The organism is Streptomyces sp. NBRC 109706 (genome assembly GCF_000974485.1).
Taxonomy (GTDB): domain Bacteria; phylum Actinomycetota; class Actinomycetes; order Streptomycetales; family Streptomycetaceae; genus Streptomyces.
The window spans coordinates 59,583-74,658 of record NZ_BBOM01000008.1 but is presented as its reverse complement, the minus strand read 5'-3'; the positions used below and the strand labels follow the sequence as shown (position 1 = coordinate 74,658).

The window sequence follows — 15,076 nt, the reverse complement described above, 5'->3', positions numbered from 1 at the left end:
TCAGTTGCGGAACGTTGCCCGAACCGATCCGTTTTGGCCAGTCCGTGTCCGCGAAGTCCCGCTCGGCCCGCACGGTGCGCGCCGGGCCCCGAGGGTCCGGCGCGCACCGTGCGGTGGGGTCAGCCGGCGCCTGGGCCGTCGCCGTCCTGGGCCATCCGGCGCCGCTGGGCGGCCATGAACACGTCGAGCCTGTGGTCGCGTTCGGTGGCCGGCGGCAGAGCGCTGAACAACGCCTTCGCGCGCTGCGCGAGTTGGCCGGCGGTCGAGCGGTCGGTGATGGCGTACGTGGCGCCGTTTCGCACCGCCTCGACGACGACGGGCCCGGCCTCGTCCGGGTCGGCGCCGAGGTTGCGCAGGAAGCTGGTCTCGTCCCGCTCGCGCCGGTCGTCGCGTTCCCGGTCCTCGTCGGTGGCGTCCGGCCGTGGGGCGGCGAGGTCGCGGGCGGCGCGTGAGGTGGCGGCCAGGTTGGTCGCCACCGCGCCCGGGCAGAGCACGGTGACGCCGATGGGGTGGCCCTCCAGAGCGAGTTGTTTGCCCAGGGCCTCGGAGAGGCCGACGACGCCGGCCTTGGACGCCTCGTAGATGGTGGAGCCGCCGGCCGGGGCGAGCCCCACACCGGACGCGGTGTTCACCAGATGGGCGGGCTCGCCGCGCGCCATCAGCCGGGGCAGGAAGGTCTGCACCCCGTTGACCACGCCGCCGATGTTGATCCCCAGGTAGAGGTCCCACAGCTCGTAGGACATCTCGGCCAGCGAGAGCGGCCCGCCGATGCCGGCGTTGTTGATCACCAGGGTGACCGGGCCGAGGCGTTCCTCCGCCTCGTCGGCGATCCGGGCGAACGCGGGGCGGTCCCGCACGTCGAGGACGAACGCCGCCACCGAGGTGAGCGCGGACAGCTCGGCCTCGGCCTTGTCCAACGCCTCCTGTTCGATGTCGGTGATCGCGAGTTTCACGCCCTCCCGGGCGAAGGCGCGGGCGATGCCCAGGCCGATCCCCTGGGCGGCGCCGGTGATGAACGCGGTGCGCCCGGCTAGGTCGAGCACGGTGTGCCCCTCTCTGCTGCTGTGTCGCTGTGCTGCTGTCGACGGAACGGGCCGGGGCCCCGGCCGGGCCGGCCCGGGCGGCTCACGCCTCGAACCGTTCGCGCAGCCACTCGTCCAGGACGCCGGCGGTGTTGGCGCCGCCGGTGCCCTCCATCACGGAGAAGTGGTTGCCGGGGACGGCGATCGACGTGTGCGGGAACTTCCAGTCGGCGATGGAGTCCTCGCCCTCGGAGGTGGGGTCGATTCGGTCGCCGGCCCGCAGCACCAGCGTCTCGGCGGCCACCTCCCTGGCCTCGAACCGCAGGTCCATGTAGCGGGCGCGGGCGGTGACCCAGGCGTCGCCCCAGTCCTCGCCGAGCTGGTCCTGCTGGCCGCCCCGGTCGAGGACGCCGCTGGAGATGTTCTTCACCCAGGAGTTCTCCTCGTTGTAGTCGCCGAGGTCCATCCAGTGGGTGTCGATCATCACCAGCGCCGACGGGCCGGCGCCCAGCTGCTCCAGGCGGTGGGTGACGGCGTTGGCGAGGAACCCGCCGATGGAGTAGCCGACCACCACGAACGGTTCCTCGCCGACCGCGCGGCGGATCGCCTCCGCCTGGGCGTCGACCAACGCGTCTATCCCGGTGGGCAGTTGCTCCCCGCTCTTGAATCCGGGCAGCGCCAGCACGGAGAGCGTGCGGCTCTCCGTGAAGCCGGCGGCGAACGAGGAGTACTGGTAGGGGCTGGGCTTCCAGGCGAAGGTGGGCACGCAGACCAGCCGTGGCCGGCGCGGGCCACGGGACAGCGTGGTCAGCCCGGGCAGCTCCTCGATGTCCTGGGCCGAGGTGAAGTGCGGCCGGAAGTCGGCGAGCCGCAGCATCACCTCGTGGAGCTGAGGGCCCTTGCCGATGGCGAACTGGCTCTGCCAGAGCGCGCTGATCGACTCCGGCTTCGGCGGCGCGGCCTGGGCCGGCGCGCTGGGCGCGACCCCGGCGCCGAGGGTGTCGCGCAGCTGCTCCGTCAGATGCCGGGCGAGCGCCACCGGCGTGGGGTGCTCGAAGATCAGCGTGGGGGCGAGTTCGAGACCGGTGGCCGCGTTGAGCCGGTTGCGGAGTTCGACGGCGGTCAGCGAGTCGAAGCCCAGGGCCAGGAACTCCCGTCCGGTGTCGATGCCTTCGGCGTCGGGGAAGCCGAGCACGACCGCGATATGGTCGCGCACCAGGGCGAGCAGGGCCTGCTCGCGTTCGGCGTCGCCCAGGCCGGCGAGCCGGCCGGCCAACGAGCCGGGATCGCCGGCGGGCGCCGCGCCGACGGCGGCCCGTTCGACGGTGCGACGCTGCGCCGGGGGCCGGATCAGCACCCGCATCATCGCGGGCAGCGCGCTGGTCGAGCCGGCCGCGGCGGCCAGCCCCCTGATGGCGGCGAGGTCCAGGCGGGCGGCGACCAGCAGCGGCTCGTCGGTGCGGACGGCGGCGTCGAAGAGCGCGTTGCCCTCCTGCGCGGTCAGCGGCACCAGGCCGTTGCCCGAGATCCTGGCCCGGTCGCGGCCGCCGAGGTGGCCGGTCATTCCGCTGGCGTCCGCCCAGAAGCCCCACACCAGGGAGGTGGCGGGCAGCCCCCGGGCGCGCCGGTGGTGGGCCAGGGCGTCCAGATAGACGTTGGTGGCCGCGTAGTTGGCCTGGCCGGGGGAGCCGAAGACGCCGGAGGCCGAGGAGTAGAGCGCGAACATGGCCAGATCCGCGTCGCGGGTCAGCTCGTGCAGGTTGACGGCCGCGTCCACCTTGGGCCGCCACACCCGGCGCACCTGTTCCTCGGTGAGCGAGTCGAGCACGCCGTCGTCCAGCACGCCGGCGGCGTGCACGACGCCGGTCAGCGGGTGCGCGGCGGGGATGCCGGCCAGTACGGTCGCGATCTGGTCACGTTCCGCCGTGTCACAGGCGACGATCTGCACCCGCGCGCCCAACTCGGTGAGTTCCGCCGCGAGTTCGGTCGCGCCGGGGGCGGCGAGACCGGTGCGGCTGGTCAGCACCAGGGAGGTCACGCCGTGGGCGGCGACCAGATGGCGGGCCAGCAGCGCGCCCAGGGTCCCGGTGCCGCCGGTGATCAGCACGGTGCCATCGGGCCTGAGCGCGGCCGGCACGGTGAGCACGATCTTGCCCGTGTGCCTGGCCTGGCTCATGAAGCGGAACGCCTCGGGGGCGCGGCGCACATCCCAGGTGGTGAGCGGCAGCGGCCGCAGCACGCCGGCCTCGAAGAGCCGCACGATCTCGGTGAGGATCTCGAAGACCCGCTGTTCACCGGCCTCCCCGAGGTCGTAGGCGCGGTAGACGACGCCGGGGTGGTCGGCGGCGACCTGTTCGGGATCGCGGATGTCCGTCTTGCCCATGGAGGTGAACCGCCCGCCGCGCGGCAGGAGTTCGAGGGAGGCGTCGACGAACTCGCGGGCCAGCGAGTCGAGGACGACATCCACGCCCGCGCCGTCGGTCGCGGCCAGGAAGGTGTCGCGGAAGTCCAGATCGCGGGAGGACGCGATCCGTTCCGGCGCCACGCCCAGCTCGGCGACGGCCCGCTGCTTGGGTTCGCTGGCGGTGGCGTAGACCGTCGCGCCCAGGTGCTGGGCCAGCTGGACGGCGGCCATCCCCACCCCGCCGGCGGCGGCGTGGATCAGCACCGACTCGCCCGGCCGCAGATCGGCCAGGTCGACCAGCCCGTAGTAGGCGGTGAGGAACGCGACCGGCACGGCGGCGGCCTGCTCGAACGTCCAGCCGTCGGGGATGCGGACCACGGCGAGGGCCGGGGTGCTGGCCAGCGGGCCGAAGCTCCGCGGAATCAGGCCCATCACCCGGTCGCCGACGGCGAGTCGGGTCACCTCGGCGCCGATCTCGACCACCACGCCGGCGGCCTCGCTGCCGAGCGGTGCCTCCTCCGGGTACATGCCCAGGCCCAGCAGCACATCGCGGAAGTTGAGGCCGGCGGCGCGCACCGCGACCCGCACCTCGTCGGGTCCCAGCGGCTCGGCGGCCTCCGGGGTCGCGACCAGCGCCAGATCCTCCAGGGTGCCGGAGCCGGTGCCGCGCAGCCCCCATTCGGCGACGCCGACCGGCGGCACCAGGCCACCACCGCCGGACGCCCGTACCAGCCGGGGCACCAGGGCCTGTTCGGCGCGCAGCGCGACCTGCGGCTCGGCGCCGGCCATGGCGGCGAGCACGGCGGCGACCAGCTCCTGTTGGGCGCCGGCGTCCTGGTCGACGTCCACCAGGACGAAACGCTCGGGGTGTTCGGCCTGCGCGGTGCGCAGCAGCCCCCAGACCGGGGCGTTGCGCAGATCGGTGACGTCCTGTCCCTGGCCGGTGGCCACCGCGCCCTGGGTCACCACGACCAGCCGGGACGCGGTGAGCCGGTCGTCGGCCAGCCACTCCTGGGCGGTGCGCAGCAGCTCCACGACGACGTCGGGGGTCGCATCGGCGTCGGGGCCGCCCGGCGCGCAGGGCAGCAGCATCACGGCGGGCGCGGGGACGCCGGCGTCCAACACGGCGCGCAGGGAGTCCAGATCGGGGTAGGCGTCCACCGCCATGCCGGCGGCGTGCACGGCGGCGCCGATGCCGAACGCCTCATCGCCGAGGACCGCCCACACGCCGAACGGGACGCTGTCGGTGTCGATGGCCAGCGGCGTCCAGTCGACGCGGAACAGCGAGTCGGAGCCGGCCTGGTCGTCGGTGGCGAGCTGTCCCGGGGTGACCGGGCGCAGCACCAGGGACTCGGCCCGGGCCACGGTCTGTCCCGAGGCGTCGGCCGCGACCAGCGAGACCTCCTCGGGCCCGGCGGAGCGGATGCGCACCCGCAGCGCGGCGGCGCCGCCGGCGTGCAGGGAGACGCCGCTCCAGGCGAACGGCAGCAGCAGGGTGCCACGGTCGGCCTCGGTGGCGGCGACCGCGTTGGCGTGCAGGGCGGCGTCCAGCAGCGCGGGGTGGAGGCCGAACCGGCCGGCGTCCGCCTGGGCCGACTCGGGGAGCGCGACCTCGGCGAAGATCTCGTCGCCGCGCCGCCAGACCGCGCGCAGGCCCTGGAACACCGGACCGTACTCGTATCCGGCCTCGGCAGCGGTCGGGTAGAACGCGGTCACATCCACCGGCTCCGCGTCCGCCGGTGGCCAGGCCGCCAGGTCGCTCTCCGCCTCCGGGGTGGGCGTCTCGGCGCTCAGCACGCCCTCGCCGTGGCAGGTCCAGGGCAGCTCGGGGTCGGCGTCCTCGGCGCGGGAGTGGATCCGCACCGAGCGTCGCCCGACCTCGTCCGGCAGGCCCACCACGACCTGAAGCTGAACCCCGCCGTGTTCGGAGAGCAACAACGGTGCCTGCAGGGTCAGTTCGCGCAGCTGCCCGCAGCCGACCTCGTCGCCGGCGCGCAGCGCCAGCTCGACAAATCCGGTGCCGGGCAGCAGCACGCTGCCCTGCACGGCGTGGTCGGCCAGCCAGGGGTGGCTGCGCAGCGAGAGACGGCCGGTCAGCAGCACCCCGCCGTCGACGGCGAGGGTGACGGCGGCGCCCAGCAGCGGGTGGCCGGCGGCGGTGAGGCCGGCGCCGCTGACATCGGCGTCGTCGGCGCCGCTGTCCAGCCAGTAGCGCTGGCGCTGGAACGGGTAGGTCGGCAGGTCGACGCGGCGCACGGCGCGGCCGGCGTAGAACGCGGCCCAGTCGACGGGGCCGCCGGCCACCCAGAGTTCGGCGGCCGAGGCGATCAGTCGGGCCGTCTCGTCCTCGTCGCGGCGCAGCGTGCCGACGACGACCAGCCCCCCGGCGTCGCGTTCCTCGGCCACCTCCTGGACGCCCATGGTGAGCACCGGATGCGGGGAGACCTCGACCAGCCGTCGGTAGCCCTGCTCCAGCACGGTCGTCAACGCGTCGGCGAAGCGCACCGGTTGGCGGAGGTTGCGGTACCAGTAGGCCGCGTCAAGGCCCGTGGTGTCGAGGGTTTCCCCGGTCACGGCGGAGACCAGCGGCACGTTTCCGGCGCGTGGGCTGATCGGGGCGAGATCGGTCAGGATCCGGTCCTCGATGGCCGCGACATGGACGGAGTGCGAGGCGTAGTCCACCGGAACCCGACGGGCCCGCACCCCGGCGGCCTCGGCGGTCGCCATCAGCGTCTCCAGCTCGTCCACATCGCCGGCCACCACCGTCGCCGAAGGACCGTTGAACGCCGCGATCGACACCCCGTCCGTGTCGGACAGCAGTTCGGTGACCTTCTCCGGGCCGGCGGCCAGCGACACCATCCCGCCGCTGCCGGCGAGTTCACGGATCGCGGCCGACCGCAGCGCCACCACCCGCGCGCCGTCCTCCAGCGTCAGCGCGCCGGCCACCACGGCGGCGGCGATCTCCCCCTGGGAGTGGCCCACCACGACCGAGGGGGACACGCCCACCGACTCCCAGAGGGCGGCCAGGGACACCATCACCCCCCACAGCACCGGCTGCACCACGTCGACGCGTTCCAGCCAGCCCTCGTCCTCGCCCCGCAGCACGTCCGCCAACGACCAGTCGACCAACGGCGCCAGCGCCGCCTCGCACTCCCCCAGCCGCGCGGCGAACACCGGCGAGGAGGCGAGCAGCCCACGTCCCATGCCGATCCACTGGCCGCCCTGTCCGGGGAAGAGGAACGCGACATCGGTGTCGTCGGCGCTGACGCCGCGGGTCGCGTTGATCGCCGGGCTGTCGCCGGCGACGGCGCGCAGCCCCGCCGTCAGTTCGTCGCCGTCCCGGCCCCAGACGACGGCCCGGTGTTCGAGGGTGGCGCGACCGGAGAGCAGGCTCCAGCCGATGTCGGCGGGCGCGGTGTCGTCGGCGCGTTCGGCGAGGTCGGCGATCCGTTCCGCCTGGGCGGTCAGCGCGGCGGCGCCCCTGGCCGAGACGGGCCAGGGCAGGGTGGGCGCGGTCCAGGCGCGCGGCCCCTCGCCCGCGCCGGGGACCAGGGGTTCGTCGACGGCCGCCTCGGCCGGTGCCTCCTCCACGATCAGATGCGCGTTGGTGCCGCTGATGCCGAACGAGGAGACGCCGGCCCGGCGGGGGTGGCCGTCGGCCGGCCACTCCCTGGCCTCGGTGAGGAGTTCCACGGAGCCGGCCGTCCAGTCGACCTTGGGCGTGGGCTCGTCGACATGGAGGGTGCGCGGCAGGGTGCCGGCGCGCAGCGCCATCACCATCTTGATGACGCCGGCGACTCCGGCGGCGGCCTGCGCGTGGCCGATGTTGGACTTGACGGAGCCCAGCCACAGCGGCCGGCCCTCGGGCCGGTCCTGGCCATAGGTGGCGAGCAGCGCCTGGGCCTCGATCGGATCGCCGAGCGTGGTGCCGGTGCCATGGGCCTCGACGACGTCAACCTCGGCGGCCGACAGCCCCGCGTTGGCCAACGCCTGCCGGATCACCCGCTGTTGGGAGGGACCGTTGGGCGCGGTGAGCCCGTTGGATGCGCCGTCCTGGTTGACGGCGGAGCCGCGGATGACGGCCAGCACCCGGTGTCCGTTGCGGCGCGCGTCGGAGAGCCGTTCGAGGAGCAGCATGCCGACGCCCTCGCCAGGACCGAAGCCGTCGGCCGCCGCCGAGAACGCCCGACAGCGCCCGTCGGACGAGGCGCCCTTGAGCCGGCTCTGCAGCACGAAGCTGGTCGGCGTCGACATCACGGTGACACCGCCGGCCAGCGCCAGCGAGCACTCGCCGCCGCGCAGCGCCTGCGCGGCCAGGTGCATGGCCACCAGCGAGGAGGAGCACGCCGTGTCGACGGAGACGGCCGGGCCCTCAAGGCCCAGGCTGTAGGCGATCCGGCCGGACACCACGCTGGGCGAGTTGCCGGTGCCGAGGAATATCTCGATCTCGTCGGGCGCCTTGACGATCCGGCTGGTGTACTCGGACGGCAGGGTGCCGGTGAAGACGCCGATCTGGCTGCCGCGCAGCGCGGTGGGCGCGATGCCGGCGCGTTCGAAGGTCTCCCACGAGGTTTCGAGGAGCAGCCGCTGCTGCGGGTCCATGGCCAGCGCCTCGCGCGGCGCTATCCCGAACGGGGCCGGGTCGAACGAGGTGGCGTCCCGTAGGAACCCGCCCTCGACCACATAGCTCTTGCCCGGCTGGTCGGGATCCGGGTCGTAGAGGCCGTCCAGGTCCCAGTCCCGGTCGGTGGGGAACTTCTCGACCGTGTCGACCCCGTCGCGCACCACCCGCCACAGGTCCTCGGGCGACTCGACGCCGCCGGGGAACCGGCAGGCCATGCCGATGATGGCGATCGGCTGGTGCTCCTCCAGCTCCTTGACCCTCCGCCGGACTTGGCGCAGGTCGGCCGTCGCCCGCTTGAGGTAATCCCGAAGCTTCTCTTCGTTGTTCATCCCTAGGTCACCTATTCAGGCCGTGTCGTGAGAGGGGGATCAAGGAGTGCCGAGTTCGTCTTCGAGGAGGTCGAAGAGTTCGTCGTCGGTGGCCGTCGCCAGATCGTCGTCGTTGTCGTCGGGGAGCGGCGTGGACGCGGACGAGGCGTCGTTGAGCCGGGCGAGGGTGGCACGCAGCCGGTCGACGATCCGGTCGCGCGCGATGTCGTCGGGGCTGGCGGCGTCCAACGACGCGTCGAGCCGGTCCAGTTGGGCGACGAGGGGCGGCGTGGTGTCGGCGTCGGTCACCACGAGCTCGGAGCGGATCAGCCGGGCGAGCGCCTGCGGCGAAGGATGGTCGAAGATCAGCGTCGCGGGGAGGCTGAGCCCGGTCGCGGTGTTGAGCCGGTTGCGCAGTTCGACGGCGGTCAGCGAGTCGAACCCCATCTCCTTGAACGGCCGTTCGGCGCCGACCGCCTGGGCGTTGGTGTGTCCCAGCACGGTGGCGACATGACCGCGGATCAGGTCGAGGACGACCTTGTCCCGTTCGGCCTCGCCGAGGGTGGCGAGGCGGGCGGCCAGCGCCGTGCCGCCGCCGGTGGCGGCCGTCGACTGGGCGGTGCGCCGGGCGGGGCCGGTGCGGACCAGGGCCCGCATCAGCGGCGGCAGCAGCGCCGGGTCCGTGGGGGCGGCCCCCGAGCCGAGGTCGAGGCGCGCGGTGACCAGCAGCGGTTCGTCGGTGCGCACGGCCGCGTCGAAGAGCGCATGGCCCTCGTCGGGGGTCAGCGGCACCAGGCCGTTGCCGGAGATCCTGGCCCGGTCGCGCCCGTCGAGGTGGCCGGTCATTCCGCTGGCGTCGGCCCAGAAGCCCCACACCAGCGAGGTGGCGGGCAGCCCCAGCGCGTGCCGGTGCTGGGCCAGCGCGTCGAGGAAGGCGTTGGCCGCCGCGTAGTTGCCCTGTCCCGGGGCGCCGAAGAGGCCGGCCACGGACGAGTAGAGCGCGAACAGGGCGAGGTCGGCGTCGCGGGTCAGCTCGTGCAGGTTGACGGCGGCGTCGATCTTCGGCCGCAGCACCCGTTGGACCTGGTCCTCGGTGAGCGAGCCGAGAACGCCGTCGTCCAGCACGCCGGCGGCGTGCACCACGCCGGTCAGCGGACGGTCGGCCGGGATGGCGTCGATGACCTTGGCGAGCTGTTCGCGTTCCGCCGCGTCACAGGCGGCGATCTCCACCCTGGCGCCCAACGCGATGAGTTCGGCGGCGAGTTCAACGGCCCCCGGCGCGTCGAACCCGGTGCGGCTGGTCAGCAGCAGCGAGGTGACGCCGCGCTCGGCCACCAGATGGCGGGCCAGCATCGCGCCCAGCGTGCCGGTGCCGCCGGTGATCAGCACCGTGCCGTTCGGGTCCGGGCCGGCCGGGACGGTCAGCACGATCTTGCCCGTGTGCCTGGCCTGGCTCATGAAGCGGAACGCCTCGGGCGCCCGCCGCACGTCCCAGCCGGTGACCGGCAGCGGCCGCAGCACGCCGGCCTCGAAGAGCCGCACGATCTCGGCCAGGATCTCCCCGATGCGGTCCGGGCCTGCCTCACCCATGTCGAAGGCGCGGTAGCGGACATGGGGGTGGTCGGCCGCGACCTGCTCGGGGTCGCGGATATCGGTCTTGCCCATCTCGAGGAACCGGCCGCCGCGCGGCAGGAGTTCGAGGGTCGCGTCGACGAACTCCCGGGCCAGGGAGTCGAGTACGACATCCATTCCGGCGCCGTCGGTCGCGGCCAGGAAGGTGTCGCGGAAGTCCAGATCGCGGGAGGACGCGATCCGTTCGGCCGGCACGCCCAGGGCGCGGACGGCCGACTGCTTGGGTTCGCTGGCGGTGGCGAAGACCTCGGCGCCCAGGTGCCTGGCCAGTTGGACGGCGGCCATCCCCACGCCGCCGGCGGCGGCGTGCACCAGCACGGACTCGCCGGCGCGCAGCCCGGCCAGGTCGACCAGCCCGTAGTAGGCGGTGAGGAACGCGACCGGCACTGAGGCCGCCTGCTCGAACGTCCAGCCGTCGGGGACCGGGGCGAGAACCCGGGAGTCGGTCACCGCGAGGGAGCCGAAGCCCTTGGGGACCAGGCCCATCACCCGGTCCCCGACGGCGAGTCGGGTGACTCCCTCACCGATCTCGACGACCACTCCGGCGGCCTCGATGCCCATCTCGCGATCGGCCGGCGCCATGCCGAGGCCGAGCAGCACGTCAAGGAAGTTCAGTCCCGCGGCGCGCACGGCGACCCGCACCTGTCCCGGCGGCAGCGGCGCCTCGGCCTCGGGGGCCGGCACCAGCGCCAGCGATTCCAGGGTGCCTCCGCCCAGCGCGTCGAGGCGCCAGGCCGCGCTCTCCGGCGGGGGCACCAGCCCGCCGCCCTCGCCGAGACGGTTCATCCGGGGCACCAGCACCACGCCGGCACGTACCACGGTCTGCGTTTCGGCGTTCCGCAGCGCCACCTCGACGGCCCGCGCCAGTTCGGCGGCGGCGTCTTCGGCGGCGGGGCCCTCGGTGTCTTCGGCGGCGGGGCCCTCGGTGGCGGGGTCGAGGTCCACCAGCAGCAGCCGGTCGGGGTTCTCCGACTGGGCCGACCTGACCAGGCCCCAGACCGCCGACAGCGCGAGGTCGGGGTCGGCGTGGGAGGCGTCGGCGGCGACGGCTCCCCTGGTCACCACGGCCAGCCGCGCGTTGGCTGTCCCCTCGTCGGCCAGCCACTCCCGGACGGTGTGGAGAACGTCCAGGACGGAACGGGTCGCCGCGCCGGCCGACTCGTCGGCCCGCGCGGTCGGGAGGGCGGGGGCGAACACGACCAGCGGCGGCGGCGCGGCTCCCGCCCGGTCGGCCGTCGGGTCGAAGGCGGCCAGGCCGAGGCCGAACCGGTCCTCGTCCAGCACGGCCCAGTCGGCGAACGGCGGCACATCCGAGGCGGCGGTGGCGGCGTCCGGTTCGGCGGGCGTCCAGACGACGCGGAAGAGCCCGTCCCGCACCTGGCCGGCGGCGGCGAGCTGTCCCGCCGTCACCGGGCGCAGCACCAACGACTCGGCGTGGGCGACGGGTTGGCCCGTCAGATCGGCGACCAGGACGGCCAGGCCGCCGCTGCCGGCGCGGCCGATCCGCACCCGCAGGGCGTGGGCGCCGGTGGCGTGCAGGGAGACGCCCGTCCAGGCGAACGGCAGCGACAGGCCCTCGTCGGTGGTGCCGAAGGCGCCCAGGCCGTTGGCGTGCAGGGCGGCGTCCAGCAGGGCCGGGTGGATCCCGAAGCGCGCGGCGTCGGTCTGGGCGGACTCGGGCAGCGCGACCTCGGCGAAGACCTCGTCGCCGCGCCGCCAGACCGCGCGCAGCCCCTGGAACACGGGGCCGTACTCGTAGCCGACCTCGGCGGCGGCCGGGTAGAACGGGGCCACATCGACCGGCTCGGCGCCCTGCGGCGGCCAGACCACCAGATCCGCGTCGTCCGGCAGGACGGGCGCCTCGTTCGTCAGCACGCCCTCGCCATGGCTGGTCCAGGGCAGTTCGGGATCGGCGTCCTCGGCGCGGGAGTACACCCGCACCGAACGGCTCCCCGTCTCGTCCGGGGAACCCACCACGACCTGAAGCTGAACGCCGCCCTGCTCGGGCAGCAACAGGGGTGCCTGCAGTGTCAGTTCACGCAGCTGACCGCAGCCGACCTGGTCGCCGGCGCGCAGCGCCAGCTCGACGAAGCCGGTGCCGGGCAGCAGCACGGTGCCGCGCACCGCGTGGTCGGCCAGCCACGGGTGGCTGCGCAGCGAGAGACGGCCGGTCAGCAGCACTCCGCCGTCGGCGGCGAGGGTCACGGCGGCGCCCAACAGCGGGTGCTCGGTGGAGCCGAGGCCGAGCCCGGCGGCGTCGCCGGCGAGCGGCTGCGGCTCCAGCCAGTAGCGCTTGCGCTGGAAGGCATAGGTCGGCAGATCGACGCGGCGCACGGCGCGGCCGGCGTAGAACGCGGTCCAGTCGACCGAGGTGCCGTTCACCCACAACTCGCCGGCCGACGCGATCAGTCGAGCCGCCTCATCCTCGTTGCGGCGCAACGTGCCCACGACCACACCGGCGACATCCGCAGTCTCCAGGATCTCCTGCACCGGCACCGTGAGCACCGGATGCGGGGAGACCTCGACGATCCGACGGAAGCCCTGACCGACCGCGTGGTTCATCGCATCCGCGAAGCGGACGGGCTGGCGAAGGTTGCGATACCAGTACGCCGCGTCCATCCCGGACGTGTCCAACGGCTCCCCGGTCACCGCCGAAATCAACGGAATGCTGCCCGTCCGCGGGCTGATCGGGGCAAGATCCGCCAGAATCCGATCCTCGATCGCCGCCACATGAGCGGAATGCGACGCATAGTCCACCGGAACCCGACGCGCCCTGACACCGGCCGCCTCAGCAGCCGCCATCAACCTCTCAAGCCCGGCCACCTCACCCGCCACCACCGTCGCCGAAGGCCCATTGAACGCGGCGACCGACACACCCTCAACAGAACCGAGAAGTTCGGCGACCCGCTCCGGCCCAGCCGCGACCGACACCATCCCACCCGACCCGGCAAGATCACGGATCGCCGCCGACCGCAACGCCACCACCCGCGCACCATCCTCCAACGACAACCCACCCGCCACCACAGCAGCCGCAATCTCACCCTGCGAATGCCCCACCACAGCAGACGGCCGCACACCAATCGACTCCCACACCGCCGCCAGCGACACCATCACCGCCCACAACACCGGCTGCACCACATCAACCTGCTCCAACCACCCCTCGTCCTCCCCCTCCAACACCCCGACCAACGACCACTCCACAAACGGCGCCAACGCCACCTCACACTCACCCAACCGCGCCGCGAACACCGGCGACGACACCAACAACCCACGCCCCATACCAACCCACTGCGCACCCTGACCCGGGAACACAAACACCGTGCCGGCCGCCGCGTCGGAGCCGACGGCGCCCGAGACGATCGGGGCGCGCAGCCCGGCGGCCAGGGTTTCGACGGTGTCGCCCCAGACCACGGCGCGGTGCTCCAGCACGGCCCGTGTGGAGAGCAACGACCAGCCCGCATCGGCCACTTCGAGGTCGCTGCCGGCCGTCGCCGCCGCGAGGCGTTCCGCCTGGCCGGTCAGCGCCTCGGGGCCACGGGCCGAGATCACCCAGGGCAGCATGGGCGTCCGCCACACCGGCTCGCGGTCGGCGGCGACAACCACCGGGCCCTGGGCGTCCTCGGCCGGGGCCTGTTCGACGATGATGTGCGCGTTGGTGCCGCTGACGCCGAACGAGGAGACGCCGGCCCGGCGGGGGTGACCGTTCTCCGTCCACTCCCTGGCCTCGGTGAGGAGTTCCACCGCGCCGCTCGACCAGTCGACATGGGGCGTCGGCTCGTCGATATGGAGGCTGCGCGGCATGGTCCCCGCGCGCATGGCGAGAACCATCTTGATCACCCCGGCGACGCCGGCGGCGGCGCCGCCGTGGCCCAGGTTGGACTTGATGGAGCCCAGCCACAGCGGCCGGCCCTCGGGCCGGTCCTGGCCATAGGTGGCCAGCAGCGCCTGGGCCTCGATCGGATCGCCGAGCGTGGTGCCGGTGCCATGGGCCTCGACGATGTCCACCTCGGTGGCGGAGATCCCGGCGTTGGCCAACGCGTCCTGGATGACCTGGCGTTGCGCCAGTTCGTTGGGGGCGCTCAGGCCGTTGCTGGCGCCGTCCTGGTTGGTGGCGGAGCCACGGACGAGGGCGAGGACGCGGTGTCCGTTGCGCTGGGCGTCGGAGAGGCGTTCCACGAGGAGCATCCCGACGCCCTCGGACCAGATGGTGCCGTCAGCGGCGGCGGAGAACGTCTTGCAGCGGCCGTCGCGGGCCAGGCCGCGCTGCTGGCTGAAGGCGGTGAAGGGGGCGGGCGTCGGCATCACGTTGACGCCGCCGGCCAGGGCGAGATCGCAGTCGCCCTGGCGTAGTGACTGCACCGCGAGGTGCAGCGCCACCAGCGAGGACGAGCAGGCGGTGTCGATGGTGACGGCGGGTCCCTGGAGGCCGAGCGCGAAGGCGACCCGGCCGGAGATCACGCTGGCCATGGTGCCGGTGGCGACAAACCCGTCGACTCCGGGGGGCACGGCGCGTCCGGTGGCGTAGTCGGAGGAGACGGCGCCGGCGAAGACCCCGGTGCGGCTGCCGCGCAGCGCGGTCGGCGCGATGCCGGCCCGTTCGAACGCCTCCCAGGAGGCTTCGAGCAGCAGCCGTTGCTGCGGGTCCATGGCCAGGGCCTCGTTCGGGGAGATGCCGAACGCCTCGGGGTCGAAGTGGCCGGCGTCGTGAAGGAAGCCGCCCTCCAGCACATAGCTCTTGCCGGGGCCGTCGGCCTCGGCGTCGTAGAGGTCGTCGGGCCAGGCCCGGTCGGTGGGGAACGGGCTGATGGCGTCGATGCCGTCGGCGACCAGGCGCCACAGGTCCTCGGGCGATTCGGCGCCGCCGGGGAAGCGGCACGCCATGCCGACGATGGCGATCGGCTCGTGCTGGCGCGCCTCCAACTCGGCCGTGTGACGGCGGAGTTTGCTGAAGTCGGCGGTGACCCGCTTCAAATAGTCACGAAGCTTGTCTTCGGTGGTCGCCATGGTCGGCACTCCTACGGAACGGGGCGGAACGTCTGGGGTCAGGAGGGAAGGTCGGGCGCCGGGGCGCGGCGCCCGACACGCC

2 protein-coding genes and 1 pseudogene are annotated in these 15,076 nt (G+C 73.7%); all 3 read right to left on the bottom strand.

Going from position 1 to position 15,076, the window contains the following annotated elements; genetic code table 11:
- Positions 1-119: 119 nt before the first annotated feature.
- Positions 120-1,043, bottom strand: coding sequence for an SDR family NAD(P)-dependent oxidoreductase (locus AOM46_RS17595; RefSeq protein ID WP_062212869.1), 924 nt, complete (start codon positions 1,041-1,043; stop codon positions 120-122).
- Between the two features lie 82 nt (positions 1,044-1,125).
- Positions 1,126-8,361: pseudogene (locus AOM46_RS17590) on the bottom strand (SDR family NAD(P)-dependent oxidoreductase); the annotation flags it as partial.
- A 57-nt stretch (positions 8,362-8,418) separates the two neighbouring features.
- Entirely contained in the window at positions 8,419-15,003 is a 6,585-nt protein-coding gene (locus tag AOM46_RS17585; RefSeq protein ID WP_370592733.1) for an SDR family NAD(P)-dependent oxidoreductase, read from the bottom strand.
- Positions 15,004-15,076: the final 73 nt, after the last annotated feature.